General features: G+C 67.2%; 13 protein-coding genes and 1 pseudogene. 9 read left to right on the top strand and 5 right to left on the bottom strand.

The genetic code is table 11. The features are described from left to right. Positions 1-129: 129 nt before the first annotated feature. From MRS60_RS19050 to MRS60_RS19040, 3 genes are all read right to left on the bottom strand, one after another. Entirely contained in the window at positions 130-1,302 is a 1,173-nt protein-coding gene (locus MRS60_RS19050; RefSeq protein WP_432207844.1) for a glycosyltransferase family 4 protein, read from the bottom strand. A 151-nt stretch (positions 1,303-1,453) separates the two neighbouring features. Beyond that, positions 1,454-2,839, bottom strand: coding sequence for an undecaprenyl-phosphate glucose phosphotransferase (locus MRS60_RS19045; protein ID WP_243566407.1), 1,386 nt, complete (start codon positions 2,837-2,839; stop codon positions 1,454-1,456). A 32-nt stretch (positions 2,840-2,871) separates the two neighbouring features. Continuing rightward, positions 2,872-3,654, bottom strand: coding sequence for a Crp/Fnr family transcriptional regulator (locus MRS60_RS19040; protein WP_175748506.1), 783 nt, complete (start codon positions 3,652-3,654; stop codon positions 2,872-2,874). Between the two features lie 920 nt (positions 3,655-4,574). Here MRS60_RS19040 and MRS60_RS19035 point away from each other — a divergent pair. The 7 genes and pseudogenes from MRS60_RS19035 (at position 4,575) to MRS60_RS19010 (ending at position 11,482) form a co-directional block, all read left to right on the top strand. Next, positions 4,575-5,357 carry a Crp/Fnr family transcriptional regulator gene (locus tag MRS60_RS19035; protein ID WP_034179697.1) on the top strand — a complete coding sequence of 261 codons (783 nt, stop codon included), beginning with the start codon at positions 4,575-4,577 and terminating at the stop codon, positions 5,355-5,357. A gap of 168 nt (positions 5,358-5,525) precedes the next feature. Further along, on the top strand, positions 5,526-5,777 hold the full coding sequence (locus MRS60_RS19030) for an acyl carrier protein (protein WP_034179698.1): 252 nt from the start codon (positions 5,526-5,528) through the stop codon (positions 5,775-5,777). Further along, positions 5,774-6,028 (top strand): annotated as a pseudogene (locus MRS60_RS35180) (acyl-CoA dehydrogenase family protein); the annotation flags it as partial. The gene MRS60_RS19030 and the pseudogene MRS60_RS35180, both read left to right, overlap by 4 nt. A gap of 462 nt (positions 6,029-6,490) precedes the next feature. Next, positions 6,491-6,970 (top strand): acyl-CoA dehydrogenase family protein, encoded by a 480-nt coding sequence (locus MRS60_RS35175; protein WP_374955221.1) that lies wholly within the window; start codon positions 6,491-6,493, stop codon positions 6,968-6,970. Further along, positions 6,967-7,941 (top strand): amino acid--[acyl-carrier-protein] ligase, encoded by a 975-nt coding sequence (locus MRS60_RS19020; protein WP_105389900.1) that lies wholly within the window; start codon positions 6,967-6,969, stop codon positions 7,939-7,941. The genes MRS60_RS35175 and MRS60_RS19020 overlap by 4 nt, the downstream gene beginning before the upstream one ends. Next, positions 7,938-9,002, top strand: coding sequence for a DUF1839 family protein (locus MRS60_RS19015; protein WP_243566406.1), 1,065 nt, complete (start codon positions 7,938-7,940; stop codon positions 9,000-9,002). The genes MRS60_RS19020 and MRS60_RS19015 overlap by 4 nt, the downstream gene beginning before the upstream one ends. Before the next feature lie 29 nt (positions 9,003-9,031). Beyond that, a complete protein-coding gene (locus MRS60_RS19010; RefSeq protein WP_243566405.1) occupies positions 9,032-11,482 on the top strand; it encodes a glycoside hydrolase family 2 protein in 2,451 nt (816 codons plus the stop codon). A 46-nt stretch (positions 11,483-11,528) separates the two neighbouring features. Here the strand turns inward: MRS60_RS19010 and MRS60_RS19005 are convergent, their stop codons facing one another. Both MRS60_RS19005 and MRS60_RS19000 read right to left on the bottom strand, forming a co-directional pair. Continuing rightward, entirely contained in the window at positions 11,529-12,920 is a 1,392-nt protein-coding gene (locus tag MRS60_RS19005) for a sigma-54 dependent transcriptional regulator (RefSeq protein ID WP_034179702.1), read from the bottom strand. Between the two features lie 689 nt (positions 12,921-13,609). Continuing rightward, on the bottom strand, positions 13,610-14,833 hold the full coding sequence (locus MRS60_RS19000) for a glycosyltransferase family 4 protein (protein WP_081938393.1): 1,224 nt from the start codon (positions 14,831-14,833) through the stop codon (positions 13,610-13,612). Between the two features lie 216 nt (positions 14,834-15,049). Here MRS60_RS19000 and MRS60_RS18995 point away from each other — a divergent pair, with 216 nt between their 5' ends. Together MRS60_RS18995 and MRS60_RS18990 are read left to right on the top strand one after the other, a co-directional pair. Then, the gene (locus tag MRS60_RS18995; protein WP_243566404.1) at positions 15,050-15,712 is read left to right on the top strand and encodes a GNAT family N-acetyltransferase; all 663 of its coding nucleotides are present in this window, start codon (positions 15,050-15,052) and stop codon (positions 15,710-15,712) included. Further along, entirely contained in the window at positions 15,709-17,289 is a 1,581-nt protein-coding gene (locus tag MRS60_RS18990) for a mannose-1-phosphate guanylyltransferase/mannose-6-phosphate isomerase (RefSeq protein ID WP_175748510.1), read from the top strand. Before MRS60_RS18995 ends, MRS60_RS18990 begins: the two co-directional genes overlap by 4 nt. The last annotated feature ends 10 nt before the right edge of the window (positions 17,290-17,299 follow it).

The raw sequence follows: 17,299 nt of genomic DNA, 5'->3' as shown, positions 1-17,299 counted from the left end.
TCAGCGCGGCGCTCGCCGCATGCTTGCGGAAACTGGGGACGGACGCGAAAACGCGCCATCGCCGGATTCGTCTGATGCAAACGCCGTGAGGATCGCTCGATCCGCAGCGCAACATGACGTCATCGCACGTCAGGCATCGGCACGAACGATATCGAGCAACGCACGCGCCGAGCGCTGCCAGCTGTAACGCTGCGCATGCTCGCGGCCCATCGTGCGCAGCCGCGCACGCAGTTCCGGATCGTCCATCACGCGCGCGATCGACGCCGCGATATCCGGCGGCGAATACGCATCGCAGAACAATGCCGCTCCGCTGCAGACTTCCGGGAGTGCGCCCTCGTGCGACACGACGACGGGGCAGCCGCACCGCATCGCCTCGAGCGGCGGCAGCCCGAACCCTTCGTACAACGATGGAAAGACGAAGCAGCCGGCATGCTCGTACAGCGCCTTCAGTTCGCCGTCGGTCACGTAGCCGGCCCACGTGATGCACGGGTCGTCTTCGCGCAAGCCGGCCGCCCGTGCGCCGAAGATCTTCGCATTGGCGCCGCCCGCGATCACGAAGCGCAACGTCGGATGCGACTCGCGCATCAGCGCGATCGCGGCAAGCGCGCGCACGAGATTCTTGCCGGGCGCGAGCGACCCGACGAACAGCACGTAGCGGTCCGTCTCCAGATTCAGCCGCGACATCACGCCGGGGTCGGCGTCGATCCGGTCGATATGATCGACTGCGCCCGGCACGACCGACAGGCGTGCGGGCGGCACGCCAAGCCGCGCGGCCAGCCGCGCCCGAGAAAAATGCGAGACCGTCACGATATGGCGCGCGCGCCGCTTCAGGATCGAGAACGCAAAGCGATACCACAGACGGAACGCGAGCGAATAACCGGCCGGCAGATCGAAAATCGCCGCATCGTGAATCATCAGCAGTTGATCGCGCTTCGCCAGCGGCCCGATGTTGCACAGGCTCAGCAAGGTCCGGCCGCGCGTCGTGCGCGGCAGCGTCCATTGCTCCCAGAGCGCGCCGTGGCGGCGACCGGAAGTCTGCGACCGCGCGCCGGCCGGCAATGCCGCCGGATCGTGATCGGACGGCACGACCAGCGCCGGCGCATCGTCGGCGTTCGCGATGCGCGCGAGCTCGGCCGTCAGTTCGTATGCCACCCGCTGAACGCCCGTCATGCGCTGCGCAGTGAATTTTCCGTTGATTGCGAGGCCGCGCAACCGCGCGGTGTGCGCGGCTGCGCCGACGCCCCGTTTCGCGCGCGCTTCCTGCAATACCGGTGCGCCTCGCTCCCGAATCGACGTTGACATGATCGTGACTGTTCCGATGGCTGCGGCGCGATTGCGCCGCCGGACACCCCGTTGCGCGGGATGCTGCTGTGCCGTCAGTGTGTCCGCCGCCTGCGATCCGGTCGGTACGTTCGACCGCACAACGCACCGCTTTCCGGACGATTCGCGATCCTCAGAAAGCGTTGCGCCCGATGAAGCCGCGCACGACCGTCAACAGGATGATCTTCATGTCGAACCAGAAGCTCCAGTTCTGCATGTAGAACAGATCGAACTTCACGCGCGCGGCCATCGCCTCGACCTTGCGCGTCTCGCCGCGATAGCCATTCACCTGTGCCCATCCGGTGATGCCGGGCCGCACACGGTAGCGGTACATGTAGCAGTCGATCAGCTGCCGATAGAAGTCGTCGTGCTCGATCGCGTGCGGACGCGGCCCGACGACCGACATCTGCCCGAACAGCACGTTGAAGAACTGCGGCAGCTCGTCGAGCGACGTGCGCCGCAGGAACGCGCCGACGCGCGTGATGCGCGAATCGTTGCGCGACGCCTGCCGCAGGACGCCCGGCTGTACGCGATGCACGCGCATCGTCCTGAACTTCAGGATGTCGAACTCGCGACCGTCGACACCCTTGCGGCGCTGCCTGAACAGCACGGGCCCCGGCGATGACAGCTTGACCGCGATCGCCAGCATCGACAGCAGCGGCAGCAACGGAATCAGCACGCCGAACGCGAACAGCCGGTCGAACGCGAACTTCGCCCACAGCTCCGGCGCGGAGCGCGGCGTGGTCGCGAGATTGATCGCCGGCATGCCGAGCACGTCGGTTGCCGAGCGATCGACGACGGCCATCTGCCGCACGTCGGGCAACAGCCGCAACTCGACGAATTCGTCGCGCAGCTCGCGCACGATGCGCTGGATCCGCCATTCGTGCGACATCGGCAGCGTGAGCCACACCTCGTCGATCGCGCCGCCGCGAATCATGTCGCGCAACGCATTCCAGTCGTCGATCACTTGCACGCCGCCGATGCCGCCGGCGGCGGCCGGCGCATCGTCGTCGAATACGCAGGCCGCGACGAACGGGCCATTCGACGCAAGCTGCATCCGCTCGATCGCGACGCGCCCGTACGCGGTTGCGCCGACAACGGCGACACGGCGCTGCCGCGCGCGCGGGTCGTCACGCGTCAGCGCGAGCGCCAGCAGCGCGGCGCGGCCGAGCAGCAGCGCCGCGTCGCCGGACAGCACCGTGCGCACGATCCAGCGTGTCGTGACCGTGCCGCCGCGGTTCATGATCCACATCGCGGCCGCCACCGTCAGCACGCTCGCGCAGACGACGGCCACCATCGTCTGCGTCAGTACGTGCGTGCCGCCATGCGGCGCCACGCCGCCGCGCACGGTGCGCAGGTAACGCGGCAGCAGCGCCACGGTCAACACGCACAGCAGCGCGATCGCACCGCGCTGCGCATCGGACAGCTCGCGCCACGCAAGGCCCGACGCCGCCTGCGCAGCGAGCGCCCCCGCCAGCACGAGCAAGACGTCGGCCGCCGCGATCGCGGCACGCCGCATCGTAGTCGTTCCACCGGACCTCGACTGCATCGTCACGCACCGTGTGCCGGGAAACCGCAACGTACCTCCTGGATGCGGGGGCGCACCGGAGTCGACCGCGCATTCCCGCGCGTGCCGAGCAAGCGGCGATAGTCGGCACGAATCAGGTCGTAGCATTCGCACGCGTGATGTTCGAGGCCGTCGCGGTCGAGCACCGTGATGCGGCCGCGGCGCTGCCGGATCAGCCCGGCTTCCTGCAGGTTGCCGGCCGCTTCCGTCACGCCTTCGCGCCGCACGCCGAGCATGTTCGCGATCGTTTGCTGCGTGACGGCCAGCTCGTCGCCGTCGATCCGGTCGTGCGCCAGCAGCAGCCAGCGGCTGAGCTGCTCGCTGACCGAGTGATGCCGGTTGCACAGCGCGCTGCGCGAGATCTGCGCCATCGCCGCCTGGCAGTAGTTGAGCAGCAGACGGTAAGTCTCGGGCGACCGTTCGAATTCGGCGCGCATCACGCAGGTCGGTACGCGATAGGCCATGCCGCCGATGCGCACCTCGACCCGGTTCGACGCGGCGACACCGCCGACCAGCGTGCCAAGCCCGACCACGCCCTCGCGGCCGACCACCGCCACCTCGACCATCGCACCGTCCTCCATCAGGTGCTGCACCGACATCATTGCCGTCGTCGGGAAATGCAGATGGCGCATCGGCTCGCCGACCCGGTCGAGCATGCCGGCCTTGATCCTGACCAGTTCGAGGTGCGGTGCGATGGTGCGGATGCTGTCCTCCGGGAGGGCGTCGAGGATGGCATTCGCCGAGTAGCTCAAGTGAAGATGAAGCATGTCTGTATCCCTTTTATGTCCGCGCCGCGTGCAGCCGCATGCACGGAACTCGTTATCGCGATGCGTGCCCGGACGCTCACAGCGGTTGCGGCCCACAACCCTGAATCCGGCTGCCCATCGGCTTGTCACTTCCGGATTGAGTCGACCGTCCCGTTTCGACACGCCAGCCCGAATAAGCGATTTACGTGCCAATACCCGTCCGTCCTTAATATATGAATCACATTCGATTTAGATCGACCGAATAACCCGCCTAAAACGGAAAAAAGCGTCTCATTTCCGGACACTCTTCCGCGCGACGGACACCGTTCCGCATTCGACTGATCAATTTGCGCACCGGATCGGAGCCGCCGCAGCGGTGCCATGAGGCTTGCCGGTCATATACTTACAGCCGATTTTCAATTGTTTCCGTGATGTGCCGGACAGCACGCGCCAGCGCTGCCCCGCTTCACACGGTCGTTTGAAACTGTCTCAAATTTGAATCGGCACACTAATTCCAGGCTCTGTCCGATACCGCACATATCGCATGCAAGCCATTGATTCTTAGAGAAAGTCGCGCAATCCCCGTTTATTTGTCAAATAATGTTCAATGCTCGCGCGACAATTTCCCTGTACGATGCGTGGCGTCGGCCGATTGATTCCCGATCGACATTGAATGATCGACCAGTCTGTCATTCCAATCGCGGATGATTAATTTCATGACAAATGAATCATTAAATCCGGATAACGTTTGCGCCCAATCAAAATCGTCAAATTTGGTGAAATGACGCAATGTGAAATTGGTTGAATTCAATTGCGTGCTAGCCTTTGCGCAGCATCGTCATTCGAATTTCGATGAACACAAGTCCGCACGAGCGTGCGAAATTCCCTTTTTCGGGAGTATCGCCGCGACAGTGCGCGCCGCCACCCTACGAGGATGCGCCGTGACTCACCAGGCCCCCGACGTCGTCGCGCACGCGAACGGCATGATCGAGCTTTCCCACAGCTTCGATGCGAACCGGTTTCTCGCGGCCATCGACCGCGACGAGCTCGCCACGCTGGTCCCCCACCTTCAACTCGTTCACCTCGAATCGGGGCAGGTGCTGTGCGAACCCGGCGAAATGCTCGCAGCCGTCTACCTGCCCGTCACGACGGCGATCTCGCTGCAGTACGTGTCGTCCGGCGGCATGACGCTGGAAGTCGCGGAAATCGGCAGCGAAAGCGTGGTCTGCGACGACGTGATCGGCGGCAGCGGCCGGATGCCGTGCCGTGCCGTCGCCTGCCGCGACGGCTTCGTCTACCGGCTCGACCGTCGCGTGTTCGCGGCCGCGTTCGACGCATCTCCGGTGATCCGCCATCTCGTGTTCGTCTGCGTGCGGCTCTTGATGGCGCAGGTATCGCAGATCACGTTCTGCAGCCGTCATCACGTGCTCAAACATCAGTTATGCAGATGGTTCCTGCTGGCGTACGACCGTACGCGCAGCATCGAGATCCAGGTGACGCACAGCATGCTGGCACAGATGCTCGGCGTGCGGCGGGAAACGGTCACCGATGCCGCCGGCGAAATCCAGAAGCTCGGCCTGATCCGGCAATACCGGAGTTCGATCGAGCTGGCCGACCTCGACGGCCTCGAGAAGATGTCGTGCGGCTGCCGCGCGATCGTGCGCGACGAGATGAAACGCATCCTGTCGGCCGATTCGGGCGTGCCGGCCGCATCGCGTGCCTGATTGCCGCGCCGATTCGTGCGACGCCTGCATGCGGGGTTAGCGGTTTGTAGGGTGGCGAACAGAACGCCGGGCGTGCGAATGGTCTACTGATGCCGGACTGCCGGGGGGATGTCAGCGCAATGTGCGCGTCCGCCCCAGCGGACGACACCACGCACGCCGGAGCCGCACGTGAAAAACGAAATCAGAACCATCCTCAAGCACGTCGCCCACCTCGAAGCCGCGATCGATTCGATCGGCGACGGGGACGACCTCTACGAAGCGGGCCTCTCCTCGCTCGACACGATCCAGTTGATGCTCGCGATCGAGAAGCAGTTCAACGTCGAGATTCCCGACGAGATGCTGAACCGCAACCTGTTCCGCAGCATCGACGCGCTCGCGGACACGATCGCCACGCTGCAACGCACCGAGCATTCCGCATGAGCGCGCTGCTTCCCGAACTCGCGGCCGACAGCGAATCGCATCGGCTCGACGAGGCCGCGCACGCCGTCGCGCAGATCGCCGCGCAGCACGCGGATGCGGTCGACCGGGACGCGCGCTGCCCCGTCGAGGCGATCGAGGCGATGCGCGCGCGCCGGCTGCTGGGCGCGATGGTGCCGACCCATCTCGGCGGCGCTGGCGCATCGCTGGAAGACATCGCGTCGGCCTGCTCGATCCTCGGCCAGGCCTGCGCATCGTCGGCGATGGTGTTCGCGATGCACCAGATCCAGGTCGCCTGCATCGTCGACCACGCCGTCGACCAGGGCTGGCACAAGCTGTTCCTGCAGCAGCTCGTGCGCCACCAGTGGCTGCTCGCGTCGGCCACGTCGGAAGACGGCGTCGGCGGCAACCTGCGCGCGAGCCAGTGCGCGCTCGAAACCGACGGCAGCGAATTCCGGCTGCGCAAATCCGCGCCGACGATCTCGTACGGCGACTATGCGGACGGCATCCTCGCGACCGCGCGACGCGACGCGGACGCGCCGGCTTCCGAACAGGTGCTCGTCACGCTGCTGCGCGACGGCTATACGCTCGCGCGCCGCGGCGAATGGGACACGCTCGGGATGCGCGGCACCTGCAGCAACGGCTTCGTGCTCGACGCACAGGGTGCTGCCGTTCAATGCCTGCCGGTGCCGTTCGCGAAGATCGCCGAGGAAACGATGGTGCCGGTCTCGCACATTCTGTGGGCCGCGGTCTGGATCGGCGTGGCCGGCGACGCGTTCCATCGCGCGCACCAGTTCTTCCGCGCGCAGGCACGCCAGACCGATGGCGCACCGTCGCCCGCGTCGCGGCGCATCGCCGAATCGCTCGAGCTGATGCAGGCGATGCAGGCCCGTGTCGACAACGTGCTGCGGCTTCATGCGAATACGTCGTCCCGCTCGTGGTCGGCCGGCATGGCCTGGGCCGCCGAGATCAACACGCTGAAGACCTACGTGTCGTCGACCGCGCTGGAAGTCGCGCAACAGGCGATGATGATCTGCGGGATGGCCGGCTACAAGCAAGGCACGCCGTTCAGCATCGGCCGCCACATTCGCGACCTGCACGCGGCGCCGCTGATGATCAGCAACGACCGCATTGCCGCCAACACTGCGAGCCTGCTGCTCGCGCTGCGTCCTGCGACGCTGGAGAAACATTCGTGAACGATCGCCTCGCCGTGCCCTCCGCCGCCTCCTCTCCCGCCGACGCGCCGCTCGACCGCGCGGGCGTCAACCCGCTGCGCGATGCGCTGATCGACGCGGGCCTGCTGGTCTCGACCGGCATCCAGGGCCTGTTCGGCCGCAGCGAACGGTTCGAGCGCGTCGTCGAAGCGCTCGACGCGTTCGTCACGCGCCTCGGTGCGGATCAACAGGCCGAAGTGCTGCGCTTCCCGCCGGCGATGAGCCGCACCGAATTCGAGCGCAGCGAATACATGAAGAGCTTCCCGCAGCTCGCGGGCAGCGTGCATGCGTTCTGCGGCGACGAGCAGCAGCACCAGCGCCTGTTGCAATGCCTCGATCGCGGCGACGACTGGACGGAAAACCAGAAGCCGACCTACGTCGTGATGACGCCGGCCGCGTGCTACCCGGTCTATCCGGTCGTCGCACGCGCGGGTGCGCTGCCCGGCGACGGCCGGATCGTCGACGTGTTCTCGTACTGCTTCCGCCACGAGCCGTCGCTCGATCCGACCCGCATGCAGTTGTTCCGGATGCGCGAATACGTGCGAATCGGCACGCCCGAACAGATCGTCGCGTTCCGCGAGACGTGGATCGAGCGCGGCACGCGGATGATCGACGCGCTGCGCCTGCCGAACGCGATCGATCTCGCGAACGACCCGTTCTTCGGGCGCGGCGGCAAGATCGTCGCGAACAGCCAGCGCGAGCAGAACCTGAAGTTCGAGCTGCTGATCCCGATCGAGCACGACGACCGCCAGACCGCGTGCCTGAGCTTCAACTACCACATGGACCATTTCGGGCTGCTGTGGGACATCCGCACCGCGACGGGCGACGTCGCGCATACGGGCTGCGTCGGCTTCGGCCTCGAACGGCTCACGCTCGCGCTGTTCCGTCACCACGGCTTCGACATCGACGCGTGGCCGCGCGACGTCCGCGACGTGCTGTGGGGCACGCCATGAGGTTCGTTTCCCGCGACGGCGAAGACGCGTCGTTCGACGACGTGCGCCACCGTGCGCGCCACTACCGGCCGCACGCGCTGCACAGTCAGGAGATGGTCTGGAAGCAGACCAACTGCTACGTCGACATGTGGCTCGAGGTGCTCCGGTGGTGGGGCTTCAACCCGTACGCGGCGCTGCCGTTTACGATCGCGCTCGATTTCGAGGGCGACCAGTTCACGTTCTTCAAGTTTCCGCACGACGAACTGGAGCGGCTCTACGGGATCGTCGTGCAGGAGCACTCGATCTACGAGCCGCTCGACCAGCACATCGAAACGCAGGTCGCGCGCGGTCACCTGATGATCGTCGAGGTCGACGCGTGGTTCCTGCCCGACACGCGCGGCAGCAGCTACCGTACGCAGCACACGAAGACGACGATCGGCATCGACGCGATCGACCGCGCGAAGCACCAGATCGGCTATTTCCACAACAGCGGCTATTACGTGGCCGAGGATTTCGACTACAACGGGCTCGTCGGCGGCAGTTCGCCGATGACGCTGCCGCCGTATGTCGAAATCGCGAAGCGGCGCTTTGCGCCGCTCGACGAGCGCGCGCTGTGCGACGCATCGCTCGCCGCGCTGCAGCGCCACCTGCGGCGCCTGCCGGTCGTCGATCCGATCGCGGCATTCCGGCGGCAGTTGCAGACCGATGCGAAGACGCTCGCCGATGCGCCGCTCGAACACTTCCACGCGTACTCGTTCAATTCGGTGCGGCAGCTCGGCGCGAATTTCGAACTGTTCGGCCATTACGCGCGCTGGCTGCAGGCCAGCGGCTGCGTCGGGCCGTTCGCCGAGATCCGCGCCGCGTGCGACCGCATCGCGTCCGAAGCGATGGTGCTGGAGTTCCGGCTCGCGCGTGCCTGCGCACGCGGCAAGGAAGAACGCGGCGATTCGACGCTCGAAGCGATCGGGGCCGCCTACGTCGACCTCGTCGCCTGCGCGCGGCAGATCGGCTCGCCGCCGCGGCACGTGGCGCCCGCGACGCCTGCGCGCAGCGACGCGGCGCCCGTGCCGGCCATGCGGTGACGCGCGCGCGTGCCCTGCCCGCGTGGTCGATGCTGGCGACGGCCGCGGGCGCCGCGCGGGAACCGCGCGATCTTCCGGCCGACGGCGACGGCTGGATCGCGGCGCCGGTGCCCGGCACGGTCGCGCAGGCGCTCGCGCTGGCCGGCCGGCTCGACGAAGCGGCATCGCTCGACGAACGCGATCACTGGTACCGGATCGAGCTGCGCGGTCGCGGGCCGCGCGTGCTGCGCTTTCACGGCCTCGCGACGCTCGCGCAGGCGTGGCTCGACGACACGCCGATCCTCCGCTCCGACAGCATGTTCGTCGCGCACGACGTTCCCGTATCGCTCGACGGCACGCACCGGCTGACGCTCTGCTTCCGCGCGCTCGCGCCGCACCTGCGCGACGCACGCGCGCCGCGCCGTGCGCGCTGGCGCACGCGGCTCGCAGAGCCGGCGGCGCTGCGCACGGTCCGCACGTCGCTGTTCGGACACATGCCCGGCTGGTTTCCGCCATACGTGCCGGCCGGCCCGTGGCGCGCCGTCGACGTACTCGATCCGGCCGACGGCTTCGTTCCGGTCGACTGCGACCTGCGTGCTCGCATCGAAGGCGACACCGGCTGGCTCGATGCCGAACTGACATTTGCCGCGCCGCTGCCCGACGCGCTCGCGGCGCGACTGTCGTGCGGCGAACACCAAGCGACGCTCGAACGCGCCGGCGCCGACCGGCTGCGCGCAAGCGTCGCGGTGCCCAATGTGCGCCGCTGGTGGCCGCATACGCATGGCGAGCCGGCACTCTACGAGATCGCGCTGCATATCGGCGACGAACGGCGGTCGCTCGGCTCGACCGGCTTCCGTACGATCGAGATCGATGCCGGCGCCGACGGCAAGGGATTCGGGTTGCGCATCAACGGCGTGCCCGTGTTCGCGCGCGGCGCATGCTGGAGCAGCGCCGCGCCGCTCGCGCTGCACGCGGACGACGCGACCTACGGCCGCCTGCTCGGGCTCGCACGCGATGCCGGCTTCAACATGATCCGCGTCGGCGGCACGATGACCTACGAGGCCGACGCATTCCATGCGTGGTGCGACCGGCTCGGGCTGCTGGTCTGGCAGGACTTCATGTTCGCGAACTTCGACCATGCGCTCGACGATCCCGCGTTCGCGGACAACGTCGACCGTGAAGCCGATCAATTCCTCGCGCGCCACGGCGCGTCGCCGTCGCTCGCGGTGCTGTGCGGCGGCAGCGAGATCGCGCAACAGGCGGCGATGTCGGGGCTCGGGCCGAAGCAGCGCTTCCTCGAGCTGACCGCCGAGCGGCTGGCCGGCCATGCGGCGGCGCGCCGGCCCGACGTCCCGTACGTACCCGATTCGCCCGACGGCGGCGTGCTGCCGTTCGCGCCGCGCGAGCGCGTATCGCACTACTACGGCGTCGGTGCGTACCTGCGCCCGCTCGACGATGCGCGCCGCGCGGACGTGCGCTTCGCGAGCGAATGCCTCGCGTTCGCGAACGTGCCGTGCGATGCGACGCTCGCCAGCCTCGGCTGGCCCGGCGTACACGAGCCGCGCTGGAAGGCGGCCGTGCCGCGCGACCCCGGCACGTCGTGGGATTTCGAGGACATTCGCGACCACTATCTGCAGACGCTGTACGACGTCGTGCCGGACCGGCTGCGGCGCGAGGATCCGGCACGTTACTTCGAGCTGTCGAGGGCCGCGATCGCGGACGTGATGCGCGACACGTTCTCCGAATGGCGGCGCACCGGCTCGCGCTGCGCCGGCGCGCTCGTGTGGCAGTTCCAGGATGTCATGCCGGGTGCCGGATGGGGTGTGATCGACGCCGCGCACCGGCCGAAATCGGCGTGGTATGCGCTGCGCCAGGTGCTGCAGCCCGTGCAGGTGCTGCTCGTCGACGAAGGCTTGAACGGGCTCGACGTGCATGTGGTCAACGAGCGTCCGGCGCCACTGTCGGCGGCCGTCGAACTGGTCGCGCTGCGCGACGGCCGCACGCCGGTCGCGCGGGCCGGCTGCCCGGTACGGATCGCCGCGCACGACACGATACGGATCGGCTCGGCCGAGCTGCTCGGCCGGTTCTTCGACTGGACTTACGCGTACCGTTTCGGGCCCTGCGAACACGACACCGTCGTCGCGACGCTGCGCGCCGACGACGGCACGCTGCTGTCGCAGGCGTTCCATTTCCCGTCCCGCACGCATCCGGCCGTGCTGGCGCGCCGCGAACTCGGGATCGAAGCGTGCGTGTCGCGCACCGGCGATACGTGGCACGTCGACATCGACACGCGGCACGTCGCGCGCCACGTGCAGATCGACGCGCCGGGTTTCATGCCGCGCGACGACTGGTTTCATCTCGCGCCGGGCACGCCGGCGCGCGTCGCGCTCGTTCCGCTGGAAACTGCCGGGAAGATTCAGGATGCAGACGGCGGGCCGCCTGCCGTGGAAATCCGCGCGGTAAACGCTGCGCGAACGGTGCGCGCCACGCCGGCCGGTTGACGAACGCTCGCGGGCTCGATGCACCGCGAGCGTCCCGTTTCGAACGTCAGTCGGACGAACCCGTGCCGCGCGGCCGCTCGATCCCGTACGCTTCCATCCAGCGATACAGCGTCGCGCGCGACACGCCAAGCTCGCGCGCCGAAGCCGCGACGCGCCCGCGCGTGCGCAGCAACGCGGTTTCGATCGCCTCGCGCTCGATCGACTTGCGGATGTCGGCCACGGACGGCGACGCCGCATCGAGACAGTATTCGAGCTCGAGATCCCGCGCTGTGATCAGGCGCCCTTCGGTCATCACGACCGCGCGGCGCACGCGGTTGATCAGTTCGCGGACATTGCCGGGCCAGTCGTGCTTGTAGAGTGCGGTGATCGCGTCCGTCGAGAAGCCGCGCACGCGATGACGCGCATCGCCGCGGAAGCGTTCGAGCATGTGGTGCGCGAGCAATTCGATGTCCTTGCCGCGCGCGCGCAGCGGCGGCTGGTCGATGCGCATCACGCACAGGCGGTGGAACAGGTCCGCGCGAAAACGCCCTTCCTCCATCGCGCCGCGCAGGTCGACGTGCGTCGCCGATACGATCCTGACATCGACCGGCACCGGATCGCTGCCGCCGAGGCGATGGATCGAGCGCTCCTGCAGAAAACGCAGCAGGCTCGCCTGGCTCTCGTGCGGCAGGTCGCCGATCTCGTCGAGCAGCAGCGTGCCGCCGTTCGCGGCCTCGACATAGCCGATCTTGCGCGCGTTCGCGCCGGTAAACGCGCCGCGTTCATAACCGAACAGTTCCGATTGCAGCAGATGCGGCGGAATCGCGCCGCAGTTGACCGCGACGAACGGGCCGTTGCGCCGCTCCGAATGACGATGGATCGCGACGGCCGTCAGCTCCTTGCCGGTCCCCGTTTCGCCGAACACGAACACCGGTGCGTCGGTGCGCGCGAAGCGCCGCACCGTGTCGAACAGCCGCAGCATCGCGCTGCAGGTGCCGACGATGCCTTTCTCGTCCGATTCGAGCTGTTCGCGGTCGCGCGCAAACAGGCACTCCATGCCGTAAGCATGGCCGACCGTATCGGCGATCCGCTGGTGCGACGCGGGCAACGTGACGTAGTCGAAGCAATAGTCGCGCAACAGCGCGCGCACGTTCGGGGAAGCGGTCTGGCCGACGTCGACGAGCGCGACCCACACGACGTCGCGCATCGATGCACAGGTCGACGCGATGCTGCCGATCGCATCGGCATGGCCGCCGCTCAGGTCGAGAATGCCGCAGGTGATTTCGCCGGGCGTGTTGCGCAGCTCGTTCGCATGCTCGACGATCGACACCTTCCAGTCGCGTCGGGCCAGTTCCTTTCGCAGCATGACGGACGGCGACTGCGTCCAGTAAATCAGCGGACGCTGCCCGTTACCGCTTCCCCCGCCGGCGCTCTTATCGCGCGTTATTGGCATATTCATAACGAACCATCACTTTCTCCACTCCGCGAACCGTTCGCGTGCGCTGCGGCCGGCGGCGCATGGCCGCCTGTCCGCGCTGCGTTTCCGCAGCTTTGGCGAAGATCGAAACTGCACACGGCGAGAGCCCCGGAGGTCGAGCCGGATGTCATCCGGCCTCGTTGTCATCGAACTCGAAGAGAACGCGCGGCCGCGGGAGCCACGACGTTCCGGCTTTGATGCGACGCGCCGTCAGGCGGGGCACGTCGGCAAACGGCAAATCCGTCCGCAGGTGCGTCGCGTCATACACGACAGTCGCGCCCGATGCCGAACCGGATGGCCGCCAACCCGCTCCCGGAATGACCGCCGCATTTCATCCGTTCGTGAATCTACACCCCGTTTCGAGATGGCCGTGTTACCAAAAGATAAACATGATTCAGCCCATTACGCCACCGGTCGGCCCGCACAACACACCTTTGACCACTGAAATTTGATTATCTATGACTATTCCCGTCAATCAGTGGCAAATCCCACTTTTCGGCAAGATCGCTACGTCCATTGCCCGCGATTTTCTCCGAAATCCCGGAATAAATCCGGACGTCCCGCTCGGCGAGTCGATAATCGCGGCGCGCATGCCCCGCCGGCACCGCACGGCGAACGCACGCGCCCGAGTCGTCCGTTACAGCGTCGTAACCAAACGCCGGCGCCGCCGGTCAGGTCCGCAGTGCCGCCTCGCGTTGCCGGGCCTGCCGATCGTGCAGGCTGCCACGGGCCGAAACGTCGTCGCCCGGCGTGAAACCGGCGGTGCCGGCCATCTCCTCCTGCAATGCAGCATAACCGTCCATCACGAAGCGCGTGAGCTCGCCGCGGAAACGCGCCGAGCCGAAGCATTCTGCATTTGCGCGGCACGCGTGCGGATCGAACGAACCGCGCGGCAATGCTTCGAAGCGGGCCAGCGCATCGACCAGCGCGTCGACCGTCTGCGCGCGGTAGAACAGGCCCGTCGCACCGGCACACGGCCACGCGCGCACCGACTCGCGCACACCGCCCTTCCCGTAAGCGATCACGGGCGTGCCGCACGCCTGCGCCTCGACCGGCGAAATGCCGAAATCCTCTTCCGCCGCGAACACGAACGCGCGTGCGCGCTGCAGGTGGTCGTGCAGCACGTCGAACGGCTGGTAGCCGAGCAGCGTGACGTTCGGCCCGGCAAGCGCGCGGATCTTCGCCATTTCAGGCCCGTCGCCGATCACGACGAGACGGCGCTCCGGCGTACGCGAAAACGCGTCGACGATCAGGTCGATCCGCTTGTACGGCACGAGCCGCGACGCGGTCAGGTAGAACGCGTCCTTGTCCGTACGCAGCGACAGATGGTCGACGTCGACCGGCGGATAGATCACCGTCGCCTCGCGCCGGTAGGTCTTGCGGATGCGGCGCGCGATGAAGTGCGAATTCGCGGCCACGCGATCGACGCCGTTCGCCGAGCGCGCATCCCAGTTGCGGATGTAATGCAGCAGCGCCCGCGCGATTGCCGATTTCGGCCCGCGCGCGAGCCCCGCCTCGTTCAGGTACTGGTGCTGCAGATCCCACGCATAGCGCACCGGCGAATGCACGTAGCTGGCGTGGAACTGGTCCGGGCCGCTCAGCACGCCCTTCGCGACCGCATACGAGCTCGACAGCACGATGTCGTATTCCGACAGGTCGAACTGTTCGATCGCAAGCGGAAACAACGGCAGATAGCCGCGGTAGCGCTTGCGCGCGAACGGCAGCTTCTGGATGAAGGACGTGCGCACCGCGCGGCCGCGCAGGCAGTCCCGATCCTCGAGGAAATCGACGAGGCTGTAGATATCGGCCTGCGGAAAGCAGTCGATCATGTGCGCCAGCACGCGTTCGGCGCCGCCAGGCACGACCAGCCAGTCGTGAACGATCGCAATCTTCAAGTACTGCCCCTGGTTCTTCATTCACGTTCGATGTCGGCAGACCGCGCAGTGCGGCCGCCGTGACGTGCCAATTATCGGAAAGCCTCGGCACGGCCGATGTGTGCTACCGCACATTGCGCCGCTGTCGGCGCGCGCATTGCCGTGCAGCACGCCGGCCGCGCGAAACCGCAGCGTGAGTGCGCTTTCGAACAGACCGGCGCGCGCGGCATCCGCATCATGACCATTGCCGCACCGCACGGAACGAACGCGTCCGTGCGGTACAGCGTGCAGAAGGCTTCACGCGAGGACCGCATCATGGAATGGCATTGTTGTGAATTCGAACATCTGAGCGCCGTCGATCTCTATGCAATCCTGCGCGCGCGCAACGCCGTGCTGGTGGTCGAGGACGCACACACGCATCTCGACATCGACGGCAAGGACGCCGGCGCACTGCACGTGTATGCAAGCGTGCGCAACGGCGACACGGCGGAAGTCGCGGCCTACGCGCGCATCCTGCCCGGCGACGACATCGATCCGGATGTCGTGATCGACAAGGTACTGACCAGCGAGGCGTGTCGCGACGGCGATACGCTCGAACGCCTGATCGAACGCGCGCTGACCGCCGCGCTGGCCGCATGGCCGGACGCGGCGCTCCGCACGCACGTTCCCGCGCCGCGCCAGGCGTTCTACAAACGCTTCGGATTCCGCAAGGCGTACGGCCCGTATCTCGAACAGGGCGCACCGTTCGTCGGCATGATCCGGCCGGCCGATCGCGCCGCCGGTGCGCTGCGTCAACTGCTGTCCCGGGACGTTTCGACGCCCCGGCCCCGAAACGAAGACGTGCTCGCCGACGGCCGCGCGCACAACCGGCTGCCCGCCGATACCGGAGCCAATCGATGACCCGCACCCTTCGCCCGGTTCCCGAACCCGACCTGCCGCGCATCCTGCCGGTCATCCTTGCCGGCGGCTCGGGCACGCGCCTCTGGCCGCTGTCGCGCGAGCAGTTTCCGAAACAGCTGATCGAGCTGACCTCGAACGAATCGCCGCTGTCGGCGACGGCGCGCCGCCTGAACGGCATCGCGAACGCGTCGCTCGGCGACACGCTGCTGCTGGTGTGCGGCGAACAGCATCGCATCATGAGTGCCGCGCAAGTGGCCGACCGTGCGGCGCCGGCGCGCATCCTGCTCGAGCCGGCCGCACGCAACACGGCACCGGCGCTCACGCTCGCCGCGCTCGACGCGAGCGCGCTCGCGGACGATCCCGTGCTCGCGGTGATGCCGGCCGATCACGTAATCGCCGATGTCGGCGCATTCCAGGACACCATCGCGCGCGCGGCGCGTTACGCACAGGAAGGCGCAATCGTCACGCTCGGCGTGCTGCCGCGCCGTGCGGAAACGGGCTACGGCTATATCCAGGTCGGCGAGCCGCGCACCGGCCGCCACGGCGGACAAGGCGGCTATTCGATCGGGCGCTTCGTCGAGAAACCCGACGCGACGCTCGCCGAACGCTACCTGCAGTCGGGCGACTACTGGTGGAACAGCGGGATTTTCGTCACGCGCGCGTCGGTCTGGCTGAAGGCGATCCGCGCACTGGCGCCCGCGATCCATGCAGCCTGCGAAGCGGCGTGGCGCGCGGGCGTCGCCGAGGATCCGTTCTTCCGGATCGACGCGGCGGCGTTCGACGCCTGCCCGTCCGACTCGATCGACTACGCGGTCATGGAGCGCCTTGCCGAAAGCAGCGAGCTCGGCATCGAAGGGATCGTGGTGCCGCTCGCGGCCGGCTGGTCGGACGTCGGCACCTGGGATGCGATCTGGGAAATCATGCCGAAGGACGATCACGGCAACGTCGCGCGCGGCCCTATCGTGTTCGAGGACACGCAGGACAGCTTCGTGCGTTCGGAGGGGCGGCTCATCGCATGCGTCGGGATGAAGGACGTCGTCGTGATCGAAACGCCCGACGCGGTGCTCGTCGCAAACAAGCACGACGTGCAGCGCGTGAAGAACATCGTCGCACGCCTGAAGAGCGACCGGCGTCCGCAGGCGAGCGAGCACCGCAAGGTGCAGCGTCCGTGGGGGCACTACGATTCGATCGATCTCGGCGAACGGTTCCAGGTGAAGCGGATCGTCGTCGAGCCCGGCAAGCGGCTGTCGCTGCAGATGCACTACCACCGTGCGGAGCACTGGATCGTCGTGCGCGGCACCGCGAAGGTGACGCGCGGCACCGAGACGTTCCTGCTCAGCGAGAACGAATCGACGTACATCGCCGTCGGCGAGGTGCATCGCCTCGAGAATCCCGGCCGGATTCCGCTCGAGATCATCGAGGTGCAATCCGGCAACTATCTCGGCGAAGACGATATCGTGCGCTTCGACGACCAGTACGGACGCGCCGTCGTCGACGCGCTGCCGGAAACGCGTGCGGTGCCGCTCGCTTCGCGGGAACCGCATGAGCGGGTTGTGGAAGGAGATATCGTGCGGTAAGCGCGTTAAG

This window comes from Burkholderia pyrrocinia, assembly GCF_022809715.1.
Lineage (GTDB): Bacteria > Pseudomonadota > Gammaproteobacteria > Burkholderiales > Burkholderiaceae > Burkholderia > Burkholderia pyrrocinia_C.
The sequence above is the reverse complement of the archived record's forward strand: the minus strand, read 5'-3'. Positions and strand labels throughout refer to the sequence as shown.

Bases quoted from the DNA above. Each gene is read 5' to 3' on its own strand.
- MRS60_RS19050 (WP_432207844.1), bottom strand. From the start codon at position 1,302: ATGTCAACGTCGATTCGGGAGCGAGGCGCACCGGTATTGCAGGAAGCG.
- MRS60_RS19045 (WP_243566407.1), bottom strand. From the start codon at position 2,839: ATGCGGCGTGCCGCGATCGCGGCGGCCGACGTCTTGCTCGTGCTGGCG.
- MRS60_RS19040 (WP_175748506.1), bottom strand. From the start codon at position 3,654: ATGCTTCATCTTCACTTGAGCTACTCGGCGAATGCCATCCTCGACGCC.
- MRS60_RS35175 (WP_374955221.1), top strand. From the start codon at position 6,491: ATGGTGCCGGTCTCGCACATTCTGTGGGCCGCGGTCTGGATCGGCGTG.
- MRS60_RS19015 (WP_243566406.1), top strand. From the start codon at position 7,938: ATGAGGTTCGTTTCCCGCGACGGCGAAGACGCGTCGTTCGACGACGTG.
- MRS60_RS19010 (WP_243566405.1), top strand. From the start codon at position 9,032: ATGCTGGCGACGGCCGCGGGCGCCGCGCGGGAACCGCGCGATCTTCCG.
- MRS60_RS19005 (WP_034179702.1), bottom strand. From the start codon at position 12,920: ATGAATATGCCAATAACGCGCGATAAGAGCGCCGGCGGGGGAAGCGGT.
- MRS60_RS18995 (WP_243566404.1), top strand. From the start codon at position 15,050: ATGACCATTGCCGCACCGCACGGAACGAACGCGTCCGTGCGGTACAGC.
- MRS60_RS18990 (WP_175748510.1), top strand. From the start codon at position 15,709: ATGACCCGCACCCTTCGCCCGGTTCCCGAACCCGACCTGCCGCGCATC.